The organism is uncultured Winogradskyella sp., assembly GCF_947501905.1.
Lineage (GTDB): Bacteria > Bacteroidota > Bacteroidia > Flavobacteriales > Flavobacteriaceae > Winogradskyella.
In genome coordinates, this window is sequence record NZ_CANMXL010000001.1 from 503,083 (window position 1) to 522,113 (window position 19,031).

The following is a 19,031-nucleotide window of genomic DNA, read 5'->3' on the forward strand; positions in this document are numbered from 1 at the left end:
TTTCTAAATTTAGTTTAGAAATTTTTAGTCGTTATTAGTCTTTTTTACTTTCTTCCTAAAACTTCATCAATCATACCATACTCCAAAGCTTCTGATGATGTCATCCAATAATCACGGTCAGAATCTTTTTCAACTTGCTCGTAAGTTTTGCCTGAATGGTTAGAAATAATATCATATAATTCTTTTTTCACTTTTAAAGTTTCACGCACTGCAATCTCCATATCAGATACTTGACCTTGAGTACCACTCATTGGTTGATGAATCATAACTCTTGAGTGTTTTAATGCTGAACGCTTACCGTCATGACCAGCACATAATAATACAGCTGCCATAGATGCAGCAATACCTGTACAAATTGTTGCAACATCTGGCTTTATAAACTGCATAGTATCGTAAATACCTAAACCTGCATACACAGAACCTCCAGGAGAATTGATATAGATTTGAACATCTTTAGAAGCATCTACACTCTGTAAGAATAGTAATTGCGCTTGAATAATATTAGCCACTTGATCATTAACGCCTGTACCTAAAAATATAATACGATCCATCATTAAACGTGAGAACACGTCAAAAATAGCAATGTTCATCTGACGCTCCTCTATAATATTTGGCGTCAAATTAGTAGGGTACATACTCTCTATAATCTTACTATAATAATTACTGTTTATTCCTTGATCTTTGGTTGCAAATTTTTCAAATTCTTTTCCGAAATCCATATTCTAAATTCTGTTTGTCGTTAAAATTAATAAGGCGCAAAATCTATTGATTTTACGCCTTAAAGATACAATTTATATTGCTAAATGATTAACTGTAAAATTCTTTTACAAAATCATCATAAGTAATCTCTTTTGTTTTAAGATTAGCTTCGGTTTTGTATAATTCTAAAAGCTTTTGACTCATTAATTGCTCAGACAAACGCTTAACTTCATCCTGGTTAGATAAAATTCGTGCTGCGATATCTTCTAATTCTTTTTCTGAAGGATTCATCTGACCAAACTGTGCCATTTGACCTTTAATCATTTCCATAGCATATGCTTTTAAATCTTCAAACTGAACTTGGAGCTTATGGTCTGTAATTAATTTTCCTTCAATTAACTGATAGCGCATACTTTTTTCAGACTTCTCGTATTCTTCTTTTGCTTGCTCTTCAGTCATTTCTTCTTCACCTGCAGTTTGCATCCATTTCTGTAAAAACTCTGCTGGTAAATCAAACTTTGTGTTATCTACTAAATACTCAGTAACATCATTTAATAGTTTCTGGTCACCTTGCTGTGAAAATTGCTTTTCAGAATCTTCTTTGATTTTTGCTTTTAATTCAGTTACAGAAGTAACAGTACCTTTCCCAAATAACTTATCGAATAACTCTTGATCTAAATCTGCTAATTCTCTCTCGTTGATTTCAGAAACCTCAAAGGCAACTTCTACATTTAAGTCATGAGCATCATCATGAGACACTTTTAAGAACGTCATTAAATCATGTGCGTCATTAAAAAGATTCTTCGTTTTTACAGTAATAACATCACCGGCTTTAGCCCCAATAAATTTCTTAGGATTTGTTTTTCCTTTTAATTTATCTAAAGTAATTGTTGCTACATTATCGATACCAGCATCTTCGTTAGTAAACTTTCCTGTAATTTCTGAAGCTTCAGTTGCTTCAGTCTGAGAAATTATTTTACCGTATTGTTTTTGGATATGCTTAACTTGATTCTCAATCATCTTATCATCAGCAACAATACTATAATGTGTAATTGCTTTTTTACCTTTAAGCTTAACATCAAACTTTGGCGCTAAACCTAGCTCGAACTCAAAAGAAAAGTCATCAGAATTCCAATCTAAATCATCTTGCGCTTTTGGTAAAGGATTACCTAAAACATCTAGTTTTTCTTCTACTAAATACTTACCAATAGCATCTTGTAATAATTTATTAACCTCATCTACCAAAACAGCTTGTCCGTATTGTTTTTTAACCATACCCATTGGCACATGACCTTTTCTAAAACCAGGAATGTTTGCTGTTTTACGATAATCTGATAAGATTTTCTCTACTTTATCACTGTAATCAGCTTTAGCGATATCTACTTTTACAACTGCGTTTAACGCATCGATGTCTTCTCTTGTAATATTCATTGTAATACAATCTAAAATTGGGGTGCAAAAATACACATTTTTTTGCAACACAGCAATAGTTTCAAGCTATTGATTTTTAGTTCTTTTTCTCCTCTTTTAATAGTGAATGTAATATAGATTGAAGCACAGATAAAAGAATACTAAAAAGTACAGCAGTCCATATACCGTTTACAGAAAAACCATCAATGAGCTTATCAGCCAAGAGTATAATTAAAGCATTAATTATTAGAAGAAATAATCCTAATGTAATTATAGTTATTGGTAAAGTTAAGATGATTAAAACTGGTTTCACTAAAAGGTTTAAAATTGAAATTACAATAGCAACGATGATTGCTCCGACATAACCGTCTACACTTACTCCATTTAAAAAATATGCCAAAACAAAAACGAAGAGAGCATTGATAAGTAAACGTAAAATTAAATTCATAATATTATACTAATACTTTATTGTACATAGAAAACTATCGGCAGAGCATATGGCACAATAACAGGCTTGCCCCTTTGATATCCTGGTGTTATTCTTGGTAATGTTTCAAAAACTCTTTGAGTTTCAATTCTCAATCTATGATGAGGTGCCTTAACAGAAGAAAGACTTACATACCCAAGTTTATCAATTTTAAAAGCCACTAAAATCTTTTGTTTCCCTAATAAGCCAATATTCTTCGCTTCATTTTTATCAAAATTATCAAGAATAAACTTTGCTAAGTTTTCATTCATGCATTTTTTCAGAGCTTTATTTCCATACACATTCTCACAACCAGTAAAAACTGGCACTTTTTCTAGAACTCCATCTGGCACCGCAGTTACTTTAAAAGGTAAAGTTTTCTTTTTCGTATTAACTTTCTCAACCTTTTTGCCTGAAGAATCATATTTTACCCATGTTTTAGAAAAAGCATCACCTTTATAACTACCAACCCATTGCAAGTTCCCTAATTCATCATATCGTTTTTCTTCACCATTTTTTTTATCTCTTAAAATAACACCTTCTAATCTCAGGTTCTTATTTTTGTAAAACTGTTTATATATACCATTTCTGTAACCATTTTCATAGCTAACACTCCATTCTAAATTTTCATCTTCATCATAGAATTTCCATTTCCCGCTTAATTGGAAATCTATGTAATTCGATTCAATTTTTAAAGAACCATTTTCTCTATACTCTTTATAATAACCACTCTTATACTGGTTTTTGTAAAACAATTCTCCTGTTTCGTAATAACCAAAAACAATATATCCTTCACCTTCTTTTTCTACTTTTCTTTTAACTATCCCACTTTCAAAAAAAGAAGCTTCGGGAATTTCTTTCTTTCCATTTGTATAACTTGATATATTAGAAATTTGACCACTCTTATAATATCTCTTCCATTCTCCAACTCGTTTTTGATTCTTATATACGCCTTCAGTTTTTAATTCCCCTGAACGATAATATAACTTTGCAGGCCCATCTGGTTTATCTTGAGCAGAAACAGTAATTGAAATAAGTAATAGAATAAGCAATAGGTTTTTCATAAAAATCAATGTATCGAATTATAAATTTACGTTTTTTTAAACACCATAATATCTTGGTATTCGGTTTTACTATTATCAGCATTTTGCCCTTTCCAAAAACCATCAATAATTTCTACAAGTTCTAGATTAGCTTGTTCTAGCATTTGTATAATCTTAGTTTTATGAATAGCAATATTACCAGATTTCACGGTTTCATTCATTAACCTGTAATCTTCTTTTTTGTACGGAAAATTAAAATCTTTTTGAGTAGAAATCTGTACTTCATCAGTTTCATCATAAAAAAAGAAAGTTGAAAAACATTGTCCATCAGATTTTAAAACTCGATATATTTCATGAAAGTAATGCTGAATTTCATCTATCTGCATGTGTGTAAACAAGGATACCGAAAATACTTTTGAAAATGATGCCTCTTTATAAGGAAACTCAAATTCCGTAGCTTTCAATTCTGAAGTATTGTACAAATCATTAAATATAGGTACATACTTAAAATTAAAGTTCAAAAAATCTTTACCTAAGCCTTTATTACACCAATCGACACCTTGCTTTACAACATCAAAACCATCATAAGAACCTTTGCTATTTAAATATGTAGAAAGTGCTATTGCAGAACGACCAACACCACTACCAATATCCAGAACACTATCATTAGGTTGTAAATCTATATGTCTTTTTAAATGCTCTAAATGAAGCACTCCTTGTTTAATGTATTGATTTGCATTGGCAGGTGAGCCTGTATAAATCTGACCTCTAGATGGCACATATTTATTGGTTTTCCCTGATAATTTATCTATAAAATCTACAGGAAAGTAATACACACGACGAATCCAAAAACGTTGACGTGAAGACAATCCATACCAAAAATCTCTTAAAAACTGAGGTTTACCCATATCGGTTAGCAATTTACATTTTTATAAATTGAACTACAGCATCATAAAACGCTTTGGGATTTTCTGCATGCAACCAATGGCCAGCATTACTAATGGTCTCAATCTTAGCATCTGTAAAATGACGATGAATTAAAACTTCATCCAATTCACCTATATATTCTGACTTATCGCCTCGCAAAAAAATAGTTGGTTTAGAAAATGTAGCATGTATTGGCAATGCTTCACCAACTTCAGATACGTTTTCTTTTAAAACTGGTAGGTTAATTCGCAATCCTAATTTACCTTTTTCTACCCAATACAGGTTTTTCAATAAAAACATACGTGTTCCTATCTCGGTAACATAGTTTGCTAAAGCTTTATCCGCCTCTCCACGTGTTTTAATTATTGAAAAATCTAGACTTGTGAGTCCTTCTAAAATAGCATCGTGATGGATAGGATAATAACGTGGTGATATATCTGCAACAATTAACCTATTGACATACTCAGGATATTTTGTTGCAAAACTCATCGCTGTTTTTCCGCCCATAGAATGTCCTAAGAGGATAATATCTTTAAGATGATGAGCATCACAATAAGCCTTTAAATCTTCGACCATTAGTTCGTAATCAAACTCTTCTGAATGAAAACTACGCCCATGATTACGTTGGTCAACAAGATGCATTTCGTAATCAAGTTCTGAAAATTGACGAGAAAGGGTTTTCCAGTTGTCGCCCATTCCTAAAAACCCATGAAGAATTATAAAGGGTTTTCCACTACCAAAAGTATTTCCGTGTAAAATCATGATAAACGGTGCAAATACATTTGTATAACATTCTCAACACCTAGATAAAGACTCTCAGAAATTAAAGCATGACCTATGGACACTTCCAAAAGACCTTCGATATTTTCTTTAAAAAACTTAATATTATCTAGAGATAAATCATGACCTGCATTGACACCTAAGCCTAATTTATTAGCGAGGCGAGCACATTCTGCGTAAGGTTTTATAGCATCGTTATTACCTAATCCGTATTGATGCGCATAAGCTTCAGTATATAACTCTATCCTATCAGTTTCGGTTGTTTTAGCACCTTCAATTTGTTTAAGGTCTGGGTCGACAAAAATGGATGTCCTTATATTATTTCTTTTAAATTCAGAAATAACTTCAACTAAAAAGTCTTTGTGTTTTATGGTATCCCAACCAGCATTTGATGTAATTGCATCAATACCATCTGGCACTAATGTCACTTGAGTAGGCTTCGTCTCTAATACCAAATCTATGAACTTAGGAATAGGGTTTCCTTCAATATTATACTCTGTATGTACAATAGATTTTAAATCATGAGCATCTTGATAACGGATATGTCGCTCATCAGGACGCGGATGGATAGTGACACCTTCTGCACCAAAACGTTGAACATCCTTTGCAAACTGAACCACATTTGGCACATCACCTCCTCTACTATTTCTGAGCGTAGCAATTTTATTAATATTAACACTAAGCTTTGTCATTTCTATCGAATTTAAGAGACAAAAATACAAAGTAGAACACGCTTTTTATGGTTATTTTTAATTAATTTGCAGAACCTTAGAGAAACGATTTATGCAGTTACAGAATTACATTATAAACGATATAAAACCTCTGAATGTCAATGACACAATTGGCGATATACAGCTACTTTTTAATCAATTAACGTATTCTCACATACCTATTGAAAAGGATGGTATTTATATAGGTTGTATTCCAGAAACTGATGCGCATTGCTTTGAATCAAAAAAAATAATCTCTGATTGCAGTTACACTGCTGAAGGCTTTTTTGTCCGAACTACTACTAATTGGTTAGATGTCCTTGAGGCTTTTGCTCAAAACAACAGTAATATTATGCCGGTTTTAAGCTCGGAAAATAAATATTTGGGCTATTATGAGCTCAATGATATTATTCATCTCTTTAATGAAACTCCATTTTTCTCAGAACCTGGCGGTATATTAATTGTTGAAAAAGGAATACAGGACTATTCTTTTAGTGAAATAAGCCAGATTGTAGAGTCTAATGACGCCAAATTACTTGGTGCTTTTATTTCTAAAATTGAAAATGATGTTGCTCAGATTACTCTAAAAGTTGGCAACACTAGCCTAAATGATGTTACACAAACGTTTAGGCGTTATAGTTATAATATTATTGCTGGACATGAAGATGACATCTATATTAAAAGTTTAAAAGATCGCTCAAAATATTTGGATAAGTACTTAAACATTTAAGTTATGAAAGTTGCCATCTACGGTCAAAATTATCAAAACGACAACAATCAAAAAGCTTTTGAGGTTCTTGTCAATTCATTAAAAAATTATGTAGTTGATGTTTTTATTGAATCTCAATTTCTAAAAATTCAAAAAGAAGTATTTCATAATGATTGGTCTTTTGGCATATTTACTGAGCTTGATAATTCATATGATTTATTAATTAGCATCGGTGGTGATGGTACTATTTTAAGAGCTATTACTTATGTCAGAGATTTAGACATCCCAATTGTTGGTATTAATACTGGTAGGTTAGGTTTTTTAGCTACTGTCCAAACTAACGAGATTGAAAATGCAATGTCTAATATTTTTGAAAAGAATTATAAAATATCTGAACGCTCTTTATTGAGTGTTGATATTTCCCCAGAAAATAGTTTGGTTAAAGAGACTAATTTTGCATTGAACGAAGTGACAATCAGCAGAAAAAACACCACTTCTATGATTACAGTAGAAACCCATTTAGATGATGAATATTTAACATCATATTGGGCTGACGGTCTCATATTATCTACGCCCACAGGTTCTACAGGTTATTCTTTAAGTTGTGGCGGACCTGTAATTTCACCTAGTGCACAAAGCTTTGTTTTAACACCAATAGCTCCACACAACCTAAATGCAAGACCTTTGGTAATACCAGACCAGACCTCTGTTAAGCTAAAAGTCAATGGTAGAGAAGATCAATTTTTACTATCATTAGATTCAAGAATAATCACACTCCCAAATACGGCTACAGTAAAAATTAAGAAAGCACCATTTCATATTAAAATGGTTGAACTTTTAGATGAAAGTTTTATTGATACTCTAAGAAAAAAAATGCTTTGGGGAGAAGATCGAAGGAATTAAACAATAAATACCCGTAAATACTGTTTTCTGTAAGACAATTTGTATCAAATTGTTATAGAGTAATCTTAATTGTTATATTTGCAAACTTTTAAAAATTTATGAGGTATCTACTGCTATTTTTATTAGGTGTATTTGGCAGCCAAATCACTAATGCTCAAATTTATGAGTTTGGTGTATTTGCGGGTGGAAGTAATTTCATAGGAGATGTTGGCGCAACCAACTATATATCCCCGAATCAATTAGCCATTGGTGGTATTGTAAAATGGAACAGAAGTCCAAGACATGCCTTTAGAGCCTCATTAATATATTCAAATTTAGAAGTCGATGACCGAAAATCCGATGATCCAAGACGCATCCAAAGAGGTTATGGCTTTAGAAGTGGTATTTTAGAAGCGTCTTTAGGTCTCGAATTTACTTTCTTTGATTGGAACCTACATGAATTAACCCCAAAAGGCACACCCTATTTATACACAGGTATAACAGCTGCTAATCATGAGAATTTTTTCTTTGATAATAATGGTACTCTAACTCAAGAAAACACCTCTAGTTGGGCATATGGAATCCCAATGGTTTTTGGATATAAACAAGTAATAAGTCCTCACTTTATTTTGGCTGCAGAAATTGGTGCCCGTTTTACTTTTTCAGATGAATTAGATGGCAGTGTTCCTGACGCAGATTTTAGAGAACAATTTAGCTTTGGAAACACCAATAGTAATGACTGGTATGTTTTTTCAGGAATTACCTTAACTTACACCTTTGGGCAAAAACCTTGTTATTGCGACTTTTAAAATGAATCTAAAAGACCAAATAGACACGTCTAAGTTACCAAACCATATAGCTATTATAATGGATGGCAATGGTCGTTGGGCAAAACAAAAAGGTTTAGTTAGAGTGCTTGGACATGAAAGCGGCACAAAAGCCGTAAGAGAGACTGTGGAAGCCTGTGCAGAAATTGGTATAAAGCACTTAACACTTTATGCATTTTCTACAGAAAACTGGAACAGACCAAAATTAGAAGTGCAAACCTTAATGAAACTTTTGGTAAAATCTCTAAAAAAAGAGATTAAAACACTTCATGACAATGGAATTAAGTTAACTGCTATTGGATGCTTAAAAGATTTACCAAAAAAAGCATTTGATGAATTAGAATTTGTTAAAGAAAAGACAAAAAATAATACACATATGACATTAACTTTAGCTTTAAGCTACGGTTCTCGTGAAGAACTTGTTAATGTTGTTAAAGAATTATCATTTAAAGTTAAAAATAATATAATTTCGCCCGAAAGTATTGACGAATCAATTATTAATAAGCATCTTTACACGCAAAATTTACCAGACGTAGATTTGCTAATTCGCACTAGTGGTGAACAACGAATTAGCAATTTTTTATTATGGCAAATTGCATATGCAGAATTATATTTTACAAATGTTTTATGGCCAGATTTTAAAAAAGAAAATCTTATAGAAGCCATTAAAGACTATCAAAATAGAGAACGACGATTTGGAAAGACAAGCGAACAGCTTACATAAAAGCATAACCTTAAAAGCCTTGAAGAAACTTTACGCTTTTACATTATTACTTCTTTTACTAATCCCTCAAAGTTCTTTTGGGCAAGATGGTAAAAAATACACAATTAACGATATCATTGTTACTGGTAACACCGCATTTAATGCTAGCACAATTATTACTTACTCTAGACTCAAAAAAGGACAGGAAGTATCATTTGGAGGAGATAAAATAGGTGAAGCAGTAAAGAAGTTATGGGGCTCTAATCTATTCAGCACAATTGATATCTATTTTATAAATATCACTGAAGATAATAAAGTTGATATAGAGATTAATCTTTCCGACTTACCAGAACTAAATGAGACTAAAGTTCAAGGTGTAAAAAAAGGCAAAGTAGACGAAATTCTAGAAGAAAATAATTTAAAACAACGAGTTAAAGTTACCGAAAACCTTGTTACTACTACCAAAAATTATCTTACAAACAAGTATAAGAAAAAAGGATTTTTAAACACTAAAGTTAATGTTATAACATCTGATGTTAAGAACGACTCTATTGAAAAAAAGAGAGTAAACATGCTTATTAACATAGACAAAGGTAACAAAGTAAAAATCAAATCTATAAAATTTAATGGCAACGATAAGCTATCTGATAAGAAGCTCAGAAAAGCCATGAAAAACACAAAACAAAAAAACCCAATTCGTTTTTTAAAACGTTCTAAGTATGTTGAAGAAGACTATAAAGAGGACTTAGTCAGTCTTGTCGATAAATACAAAGAAAATGGTTATAGAGACGCCCGAGTAATCAAGGATTCTATTATCTATAATGATGATAAAAGCATTAGCTTATTAATAGATGTTGAAGAAGGGGAGAAATACACATTTGGTAAAATAGATTTTGTAGGTAATACAGTATATACTGATGAGTTTTTGTCTCAAATATTACGTATAGAAGAAGGGGATACTTATAATGGTGTTGAACTTAAAAAGCGAATTGCAAACGAAGAAAAACCTGATGGTATAGATATTACAAACATCTACCAAAATACAGGCTATATGTTTTCAACAATTAATCCTGTTGAGGTTAGTGCCGATGGGAATGTAATTGACTTAGAAATCAGAATAACTGAAGGTAAGCCTGCTTATTTTAATAGTGTATCAGTTAAAGGAAATGATATCACTAACGATCATGTTATTTACAGAGAAATAAGAACACGCCCAGGCGAGCTTTACAGTAGAGCAAACATTATTAGAACCATTCGTGAACTTGGTCAACTTGGATTTTTTAATGCTCAGGCTATTGTCCCTGATATTAAAAACCCTAATCCAGTTGATGGAACCCTAGATATAGAATATACAGTTGAAGAGCAAGGCTCTAGTCAGATAGAATTACAAGGTGGCTATGGTGGCGGTGGATTCATTGGCACCTTAGGTTTATCTTTTAATAATTTCTCTTTGAGAAATATATTAAATGGTGAGGCATACAAACCTGTTCCACGAGGTGATGGACAGAGTTTAGCCTTAAGATTACAAGCAAGTCAATTTTTTCAAACTTATAGCTTTTCTTTTAGTGAGCCATGGTTAGGTGGTAAAAAGCCATTTCAATTATCTACATCTATTTCTCACTCAAGACAATTCTTGTTTGACCCCGTAACTAGACGCGCCGATAGAAGTAGAAGATTTAATATTACAGGGATTACATTTGGTATCTCAACAAGATTAAAAGAACCAGACGATTATTTCTTGTTTTCTCAGGCATTAAGCTATCAACATTACGACTTACAAAATTATAATACGGGTTTATTTACATTTGGTAATGGGTCATCAAATAACCTATCATATACAATTGGCTTAACAAGAAACAACACATACAACGACCCTATTTACCCTACAGGAGGTTCAAATTTTTCAGCTTCAGCTAAACTTTCAATCCCTTATTCTTTATTTAATGGTGTAGATTACAAAGCCTTAAAACAAGAAAGAGATGGACTTGATCCCATTGCGGATTCTGATAGAATCGCCGAAATTGACCAAGAACGTTTTAAATGGCTTGAATTCTACAAAGTAAAATTTAAGGCTGATTGGTATGCTGAAGTTGCCAAAAAATTAGTTTTAAGACCAAGTGTTGAGTTTGGTTTCTTAGGCGCATACAATAACGATAGAGGTGTTATTCCTTTTGAGCGTTTCTTCCTAGGAGGTGATGGTCTTGGAAACTTTGCTTTAGATGGTCGAGAAGTAATTCAACTTAGAGGTTATCCTAACCAATCTCTATCATCACAAGATGGTGGGTCTATCTATAACAAATTCTCATTAGAGTTACGCTACCCAATTACATTAGGTCAAGGTGCAAAAATATACGCATTAACTTTCGTTGAAGGTGGAGCTTCCGTAAATAGTTTTAGAGATTTTAATCCTTTTAACCTTCAAAGATCTGCTGGTTTAGGTGTTAGAATATTTATGCCTGCCTTTGGATTATTAGGTATAGACTTTGGTAAGCCATTTGATCCTTTACCAGGGCAAACAAGAGTAGGCGGTTGGGAGACTCACTTTATAATTGGTCAGCAATTTTAACTTTGGCACGATATTTTCTAATAGCTTAATAACATTTCATAGTGGTGTTAAAATTTTTAAGAATATATTTCGTTTATTTGGAGTATAACAAGCATTTCTTCAAAGTAAGAATGTTCATTAAGCTAGAATCAAATAATTAAAACATACACCTATGAAATTTAAAGTTCTTTACATATTGGCAATAGTTGGTCTAATGAGCTTTAGCAGTCATGCACAGCGTGGTGTCAGAATTGGCTACATTGATACAGAATATATTCTTGAAAATGTTCCAGATTACCAATCAGCATCAGCACAATTAGAAACAAAACTTACTAAATGGAAGTCAGAGATTGAGAAAAAACTGGCAGACATTGAAACAAAGAAAAAGTCTTTAGAAAATGAAAAAGTATTACTTACTAAGGAACTTTATGAAGAGCGTTTAGAAGATATTTCATTTGAAGAAGCAGAAATTTTAGATTATCAGCAAAAGCGTTTTGGTCCAGGTGGAGATATGATTATACAACGTACACAGTTAATTCAACCTGTACAAGATCAAATATATGCAGCAGTAAAAGAAATAGCTGAAAACAAAAAATATGATTTTGTTTTTGATAAAAATGCAGATTTCTTGATGTTATATTCTGCGGAACGTTTTGATATAAGTGAGCAGGTTTTAAAAATAATTACTCGAGCATCTGCACGAGAACAGGCTAAAACCAAAAAAGAGAAAAGAGCTTTAGAAAAAGAAGCCGCTATTCCTGAAGTAAATAGCACAAAAGATGAACGTGCAAAAGCTTTAGAAGAGCGAAAAGCTCAACGCAAAGCAGAACTAGAACAAAAACGTTTGGATCGTGAAAAAGCTTTAGAAGAGCGTAGACAAAAACAAAAAGATGCGCGAGAGGCTAAGAAAAAAGAAGCAGAAGCAAGAAGACAGAAAGCTTTAGACGCAAGAAATAATGGAAATGCAAAATCTGAAAAAGAGGAAGCAACTAAAACTACTGATACTTCAGCTAGCAAAACTGCTAACCTTAGTGAAAAAGCCAAGAGCAGTGTAAAAACTGACTCTACAAAAGCTATGACACCTAAAGAAATACAAGATGCAAAGCGTAAAAAAGCAATTGCAGACCGAGAAGCTAGAAAGAAAGTTTTAGAAGAGCGTAAAAAGAAAATACTAGAACAACGTAAAAAAGCCAGAGAAGAACGATTAGAGCAGTTGAGAAAAAATGACTCTATCCGTAAGGCTAAAGCCAAGGAAAAAGACAATAATTAAAAAGTTAGAATAACTAAAAACACGTAAATATTAAAATAAAATGAAACGATTAAAAACTCTATTATTAGCAATTATACTTTTTGTAGGAGGTACAAGTTTGAGCAATGCCCAAAGTAAAATTGCACATATTAATCTTGGTGAAATTATTACCTCAATGCCAGAATATAAGGCTGCACAAGGCGAAATCGAGCAACTAACTAAGACATATGAAACTGAGATTCAAGCTGCCTTTAAAGAGATTGATGATAAAGCAAAACAATATACTGCTGAGGGTCCATCTCAAACAGATGATGAAAACAAAAAGCGTAAAGTAGAGCTTGATGGTATGCAACAAAGTCTTGCTGTTTTCCAACAAACTGCTCAGAAAGATATCATGGATAAAGAAGCGGCAAAAATTAAGCCTATCAGAGAGAAAGCTCAGGCTGCTGTGAAAAAAGTTGCTGCTGCTTTAGGCTACGATTATGTATTAGACTTATCTACGTTGGTTGTAGCTACAGGTAAGGATATAACTCCTGAAGTAAAAAAAGAATTAGGTATATAAGCTTTAATTCCATCAAAAAAAATATAATAAAGCCGCTTTTTAAAAGCGGCTTTTTATTTTTGTAATTATGAGTACAAATCCTATCGGCATATTTGATTCTGGAATCGGTGGCACATCTATTTTTAAAGAAATACATACGCTAATGCCTAATGAAAATATAATCTATCTAGCCGATAGCGCCAATGCACCCTATGGTAATAAATCCAAAGAGCGAATACAAGAATTAAGTATAAAGAATACTGAACTACTCATTAGTAAAGGTTGTAAAATTATAGTCGTAGCATGTAATACAGCTACAACCAATGCGATTGACCATTTAAGAAATACGTATAGTATTCCGTTTATTGGTATTGAACCAGCTATAAAACCCGCGTCTTTAAATACAAAAACCAAATCTATTGGCATCTTAGCTACAAAAGGTACATTAGGCAGTACTCTATTCCATAAAACAACAGATTTGTATGCTAATGGCGTTACAATTATTGAGAAAGAAGGAGAAGGCATCGTAACACTTATGGAAGAAGGAAAATTGTACTCTAATGAAATGCAAATGCTTTTAGATAAGTATACCAAACCCATGTTAGAGGCTAATATTGATTATCTGGTATTAGGGTGCACTCATTACCCATATCTTACACCTATTCTCTCTAAAATATTACCTAAGCATATTAAAATCATAGATTCTGGTTTTGCTGTAGCACAACAAACAAAATCCGTTTTAGAACAAAATTCTATTCTAAATACTTCAGTTATTAAACCTAATATAGAATTTTACACGAATACTACTACTTCTATTTTAAATGAGATATTAGAAAGGAAATTTAATGTTGAATACCTAGATTTTTAATCCTTAAACCAACTAGAGTACTTAACATAATTATTGGCAATTCTATTTATTTCACCAGAAACTAATTCTGGACTAATCTCTTTTATTTTTTTTGCGGGCATGCCTGCATAAACACTTCCTGATTCTATAATGGTATTTTTTGTAACAACAGCTCCTGCTGCAATTATACTATTACTTTCTATAACGCAATCGTCCATAACTATACTTCCCATGCCAATAAGGACATTGTCTTTTATAGTACAACCATGCACTATAGCATTGTGTCCAATAGATACATTGTTTCCAATTGTAGTCGGTGATTTTTGATATGTAGCATGGATAACTGCACCGTCTTGTACATTAACCTTATTACCGATTTTTATAAAATGAACATCTCCACGTAATACTGCATTAAACCATATACTGCATTGTTTACCAATAGTGACTTCGCCAACTATAGTGGCATTTTCTGCAATAAAGCAATCTTCTGAAATTTGTGGATGTTTACCGTTTACTGGTTTGATTATTGGCATGTCTGAAAGATTAATTTATTTGAAGTACGATAATAAATCAGATTTTTTTGAAGCAGAAACCATAATTTCTTTGCCGTTGCTTAACACAATACTTCCACCTTTTCCTTTAAGGTATTTTACAATTTCGTCTACGTTAACCAAATAACTTTTATGTACTCTAGCAAAATTTGCAGCAGACAATGCTTCCTCTATATATTTTAAAGTTTTACTTACCAACTTTTTTTTGTTATCCTTTAAAAAGATTTCTGTGTAATTATCGTCGGCTTTGCAATACAGAATGTTATTGGTTTCTAAAACCTCAAAACCATTTTGCTGTGGTATGGTAATCTTTCCATCAACGCTATTAGTTTTAGGCACTAAAACTTGATCTTGTAAAGCATCTTCTTTTGAGCGGATTTCAGTAACATAATCAACAGCCTTAATCAGCTCATCAATAGAGATAGGTTTCATTAAATAGTAGGAGGCATGTGCATTTAGCGCATCTATAGCATAATGGTTATATGCTGTAACAAATATGGTTTGAAAATCGATGTCGCCAACCTTATCTAATAAGTCAAATGCATTGCCATATGGCATTTCTACATCTAAGAAGACTACATCTAAATTATTATTTCTAATTAACACAAGAGCTTCATCTACATTTTCAGCTTCACCTAAAACCGAAATATTTGGGCAATACTTTGCTAAATAATTCTTTAAGATATCTCTACTTGTTTTTTCGTCCTCGACAATAATAGCATTTAACTTCATAGTACAATCAATCTTTTTTTAAGGTTACCTCTACTCTAGTTCCAGTATCTTTCGTATTCTGATAATCTTCAATGGATACATCAACTTTATCTTTATACATATCATTGAGTATCTGAATTCGCTTTTTAATATTACTCAATCCTTTAGAATTATGCTTCTTTTGATTATCTGTTTTTAAGATTTTTGAGCGTTCACGACCCACTCCATCATCTATTATAGATATTGAAATTTCATCTTTGGATATTGGTTTGATTTCAATTTTAAGCATTCCTCTTTCTTTCTTATAGCGTAGTCCATGCCATACTGCATTTTCTATATAAGGCTGTAATAACATTGGTGGGATTTCAAAATCATCTACATCTATTGAATCATTTATATCTATGGTATAATCAAACTTATCTTTAAATCTAAAGTGTTCTAGCTTGGTATATAATTCGAGTAATTCTATTTCTTTTTTGAGTGGAATAAAATCTTCTTCGCTATTTTCTAAAACAGCACGCATTAAAAACGAAAAGTCAGACAGATACTTATTTGCTGTCCGCTCATCATTTACAGCTATAAAACTATTTACAGAATTTAGCGCATTAAAAATAAAATGAGGATTCATTTGACTTCTTAGTGATTTAAGAGCTAACATATTATTTGCCAGTCGTTGTCCCTTGATATACTTGTAGGTAAAGTATGCAGCTATAAGCAACAATGTAAGTCCACTGATTAGAGAATAAATAATAATACTTTGTGTCCTATTTCTTTCTGTTGTTAGTTCATACCGACTTCTACTCAACTCTCGATCATTCTCTAAACTTTTAATCCTTAGTTGGTTTTCTATAAGGTTACGTGATACTCGAGCAGATTGAGATATCTCTTGTTGTTTTTTTAAGTATAGTTTATCAACAGATGCCATAAATGCTTCAAATTCTATTTTGGCTTTATCATATTCCCCCAACCGTTCAAACACATCAACTTTACGCCTTTGCGCATCTTTCTTTACTTCTAAATCACCTCTTTTATCAGCTTCGACAATACTTTCATCCAAATACGGAATAGCTTCATCATACTTTTTTTGTAGTATTAATGCATTACCAATTTTATAGTTTTGTTTTTGAGGTGTTATTGGGCTATTATTAGAGATTATAGAATCTGCTTCAATAGTTTTTACATCTTCTACCACTTCTTTCCTCAAGGAAATTTCATCATCATAATTCCTATTTTCATTATTAAACTCAGCTACAGTAACCTTTTCTTCAACAGAACGCTTTTTACTTTCTTGTTCAGCAAGATTTAAGGAACTATTAAATAAGGTTTTTGCTTTTTGAGTATTACCAGCAGCATTGTACGCTTGAGCAATTTTGGAGTTTAAATCTGTAATCTTAGGACCAATAGCATAAGTAGTCGCAAAATCTAAACTCTTTTCGTAAGAATCAATAGCCTTAGTAATCTCTTTTGTTTTTAAATAGACATCTCCCAAACCTTCATATAACTCTGTTTTTTGATAGTTGGTTAACTCATTCTCTTTTATACTCTTATATGTATCTATTCCTTTTTTGTAATTTTTATTTGCTGTATAAGCTTTTGCTAACTTGATTTTGGTTTCACTTTTATCTTGATTCTGTAAAGCAATTTTATAGTTAGTAACAGACAAATCGTATTGTCCCCAATACATATATAAATCGCCCAAGGTTTGATATGCTTCTGCATTTTGAGGTTGAGACACGCTCTTATCTAAAGCATCGGCAATAAATTGTATGCTTCGTTCCGCATCATTTTTTAGATAAGTATCTGCCGAGTCTATTAATTGATTAAAGGCTTGAATTGTTTTTTTGCGTAGTTCTTTTTGAGTTGGCTTTGGGTCTTGTGGATACACTTCAATTAAAAGACGGTCATTGCTTTTAATCGTATGGTAAACCGTTTGAAAATCCTCATGACTTATAATTACTTGATCGCCAACTTTAACTTTAATCTTAAAATTCCCATCGTATCCAGTTGTAATATATGTTCCGCCATTTACCTGAATAGCTGCTTTTGGAATAGGTTCGTAAGAGTATTTTTCTCGCACAGAACCTCTTACTGTAAAATATTCATCCTCCTGTGCTATTGGTTCATTTTGGGCATATCCAAAAACCACAACTAGGTTTAGCAAGAAGAATAATACTGAAATTTTAATATTAGAGTACACCAGTTAAGTATTAATTTTCAATAAACTTAGTGAGTTTAATTGATTATAAAAAATGAACTCTTTGTAGATTCGCTTGCTATAATGAATGAAACTGCTACTTTACTAACTCAAAAGAGGTTTTCACTCATTCTCCTTATAATTTCAAGCATTTTGTCTTTATTCTGAAAAAAGAAAAACAGTAAACAAAAACGCCTCGATATTTTATCAAGGCGTTTTTGTATTAGTTAATTGCAGGGCAATTACAATCGTATTTTTCACGTCTACAATTAAAGTTGTAGCCCAATGTTATTTGATGGAAACCTCCTGTATTGAAATTAATCGTATTTGCTTGGTATGAATACGTGTAAGCAAATGTAAATTGGTTATAATCAACACCTATAAAAGGTGTAAAATATTGAAGTTTTTGGCTACTCACAGAATTACCTTCCAAAAATTGTGCACCATCTAAACTACGTCTGTAAGACAACCCTCCCCAAACTTTACCAAAATCGACTTCTCTATAGGCTTTGATATTAACATCAATTGAAGACTCTTCTGTTGCATCTCTGTACATGTACATTAATGATGGTTCAAAACTCCAATCACTACCATACTTTTGAAATACATTACCCGCAGAAAGCAAATATGTCCTTAAATTATTAAATGAAAAGCCTTGCTCATTAAAATTTATACCTTCGTTATTTAAGATGTTTTTTGCTGTAACATGCGCATAAAAATCTAAGAAATGGTAAGACATCCCAACATCGATATTAAAGTTTGTTGCACTTTGCTCAATACCCGCAATAAGTTGGTCAAATTCTCCTGGTGCTAAAAAACTAGTTTCATCTAACTTATACTGAATAAATCCAGCACTTAAACCAAAAGAAATCATATTTAAGTCTACTTCATTACGAGATAATAATAAGTGATGCGCATAAGTTACATAGGCACCAGTATTAGAATGAAATCCGTTTTCATCATTATATACAATTGCACCAATTGCAGAAGGACCATCACCCAATCTGCTATGTGCACTCAAAGTTTGCAAACTAGGTGCATCATCTACACCAAACCATTGCTGTCTGGCAGTTAGCCTTACCTTGGCACAATTAGCAACACCTGCCATAGATGGGTGAAGTAAATAATAGTTATCCGTTAAATAATCCGAATATATAGGTATCCCTTCTTGAGAATAACTGAAAAATGACATCATTCCTATTAAGGCAACTAAATAAATATTTTTTAATCTCATATG

At 32.2% G+C, this 19,031-nt stretch carries 19 protein-coding genes; 8 read left to right on the top strand and 11 right to left on the bottom strand.

Annotated elements, in window-relative coordinates; genetic code table 11:
* Window positions 1–44: 44 nt before the first annotated feature.
* From clpP to Q0770_RS02400, 7 genes are all read right to left on the bottom strand, one after another.
* Window positions 45–719, bottom strand: coding sequence for an ATP-dependent Clp endopeptidase proteolytic subunit ClpP (gene clpP, locus Q0770_RS02370; RefSeq protein ID WP_188373511.1), 675 nt, complete (start codon window positions 717–719; stop codon window positions 45–47).
* An 88-nt stretch (window positions 720–807) separates the two neighbouring features.
* Window positions 808–2,130, bottom strand: a complete 1,323-nt coding sequence (tig, locus tag Q0770_RS02375) for a trigger factor (RefSeq protein WP_299113613.1) — start codon at window positions 2,128–2,130, stop codon at window positions 808–810.
* A 76-nt stretch (window positions 2,131–2,206) separates the two neighbouring features.
* Window positions 2,207–2,557 carry a phage holin family protein gene (locus Q0770_RS02380; protein WP_299113615.1) on the bottom strand — a complete coding sequence of 117 codons (351 nt, stop codon included), beginning with the start codon at window positions 2,555–2,557 and terminating at the stop codon, window positions 2,207–2,209.
* Between the two features lie 17 nt (window positions 2,558–2,574).
* A complete protein-coding gene (locus Q0770_RS02385) occupies window positions 2,575–3,639 on the bottom strand; it encodes a toxin-antitoxin system YwqK family antitoxin (protein ID WP_299113617.1) in 1,065 nt (354 codons plus the stop codon).
* A 26-nt stretch (window positions 3,640–3,665) separates the two neighbouring features.
* Window positions 3,666–4,526, bottom strand: a complete 861-nt coding sequence (locus Q0770_RS02390) for a class I SAM-dependent methyltransferase (protein ID WP_299113619.1) — start codon at window positions 4,524–4,526, stop codon at window positions 3,666–3,668.
* A 13-nt stretch (window positions 4,527–4,539) separates the two neighbouring features.
* A complete protein-coding gene (locus tag Q0770_RS02395; RefSeq protein ID WP_299113621.1) occupies window positions 4,540–5,307 on the bottom strand; it encodes an alpha/beta fold hydrolase in 768 nt (255 codons plus the stop codon).
* Window positions 5,304–6,017: a pyridoxine 5'-phosphate synthase gene (locus tag Q0770_RS02400; RefSeq protein WP_299113623.1), complete on the bottom strand. Its 714-nt coding sequence runs from the start codon at window positions 6,015–6,017 to the stop codon at window positions 5,304–5,306. Before Q0770_RS02400 ends, Q0770_RS02395 begins: the two co-directional genes overlap by 4 nt.
* Window positions 6,018–6,108: 91 nt before the next feature.
* On the opposite strand from Q0770_RS02400, the gene Q0770_RS02405 reads away from it, so the two are divergent.
* From Q0770_RS02405 to murI, 8 genes are all read left to right on the top strand, one after another.
* A complete protein-coding gene (locus Q0770_RS02405; protein WP_299113625.1) occupies window positions 6,109–6,765 on the top strand; it encodes a CBS domain-containing protein in 657 nt (218 codons plus the stop codon).
* A gap of 3 nt (window positions 6,766–6,768) precedes the next feature.
* A complete protein-coding gene (locus Q0770_RS02410; RefSeq protein WP_299113627.1) occupies window positions 6,769–7,647 on the top strand; it encodes an NAD kinase in 879 nt (292 codons plus the stop codon).
* 98 nt (window positions 7,648–7,745) lie between these two features.
* Window positions 7,746–8,435: a DUF6089 family protein gene (locus Q0770_RS02415; protein ID WP_299113629.1), complete on the top strand. Its 690-nt coding sequence runs from the start codon at window positions 7,746–7,748 to the stop codon at window positions 8,433–8,435.
* Window position 8,436: 1 nt separating this feature from the next.
* Window positions 8,437–9,177 (top strand): isoprenyl transferase, encoded by a 741-nt coding sequence (locus tag Q0770_RS02420; protein ID WP_299114067.1) that lies wholly within the window; start codon window positions 8,437–8,439, stop codon window positions 9,175–9,177.
* The gene (locus Q0770_RS02425; protein WP_299113631.1) at window positions 9,149–11,722 is read left to right on the top strand and encodes an outer membrane protein assembly factor; all 2,574 of its coding nucleotides are present in this window, start codon (window positions 9,149–9,151) and stop codon (window positions 11,720–11,722) included. Before Q0770_RS02420 ends, Q0770_RS02425 begins: the two co-directional genes overlap by 29 nt.
* A 151-nt stretch (window positions 11,723–11,873) precedes the next feature.
* Window positions 11,874–12,971: an OmpH family outer membrane protein gene (locus Q0770_RS02430; protein ID WP_299113633.1), complete on the top strand. Its 1,098-nt coding sequence runs from the start codon at window positions 11,874–11,876 to the stop codon at window positions 12,969–12,971.
* Window positions 12,972–13,011: 40 nt separating this feature from the next.
* The gene (locus tag Q0770_RS02435; protein ID WP_299113636.1) at window positions 13,012–13,512 is read left to right on the top strand and encodes an OmpH family outer membrane protein; all 501 of its coding nucleotides are present in this window, start codon (window positions 13,012–13,014) and stop codon (window positions 13,510–13,512) included.
* A 67-nt stretch (window positions 13,513–13,579) separates the two neighbouring features.
* A complete protein-coding gene (murI, locus tag Q0770_RS02440; RefSeq protein ID WP_299113638.1) occupies window positions 13,580–14,359 on the top strand; it encodes a glutamate racemase in 780 nt (259 codons plus the stop codon).
* On the opposite strand, the gene Q0770_RS02445 is transcribed toward murI, so the two are convergent.
* The 4 genes from Q0770_RS02445 to Q0770_RS02460 all read right to left on the bottom strand — a co-directional run bounded on the left by Q0770_RS02445 (window position 14,356) and on the right by Q0770_RS02460 (window position 19,028).
* Window positions 14,356–14,871, bottom strand: a complete 516-nt coding sequence (locus Q0770_RS02445; protein ID WP_299113640.1) for a gamma carbonic anhydrase family protein — start codon at window positions 14,869–14,871, stop codon at window positions 14,356–14,358. The two genes, murI and Q0770_RS02445, sit on opposite strands and share 4 nt — an antisense overlap.
* Window positions 14,872–14,886: 15 nt before the next feature.
* Window positions 14,887–15,621, bottom strand: a complete 735-nt coding sequence (locus tag Q0770_RS02450; protein ID WP_299113642.1) for a LytTR family DNA-binding domain-containing protein — start codon at window positions 15,619–15,621, stop codon at window positions 14,887–14,889.
* Between the two features lie 7 nt (window positions 15,622–15,628).
* Entirely contained in the window at window positions 15,629–17,761 is a 2,133-nt protein-coding gene (locus Q0770_RS02455) for a histidine kinase (RefSeq protein ID WP_299113644.1), read from the bottom strand.
* A gap of 256 nt (window positions 17,762–18,017) precedes the next feature.
* Entirely contained in the window at window positions 18,018–19,028 is a 1,011-nt protein-coding gene (locus Q0770_RS02460; protein WP_299113646.1) for a type IX secretion system membrane protein PorP/SprF, read from the bottom strand.
* Between the last annotated feature and the right edge of the window lie 3 nt (window positions 19,029–19,031).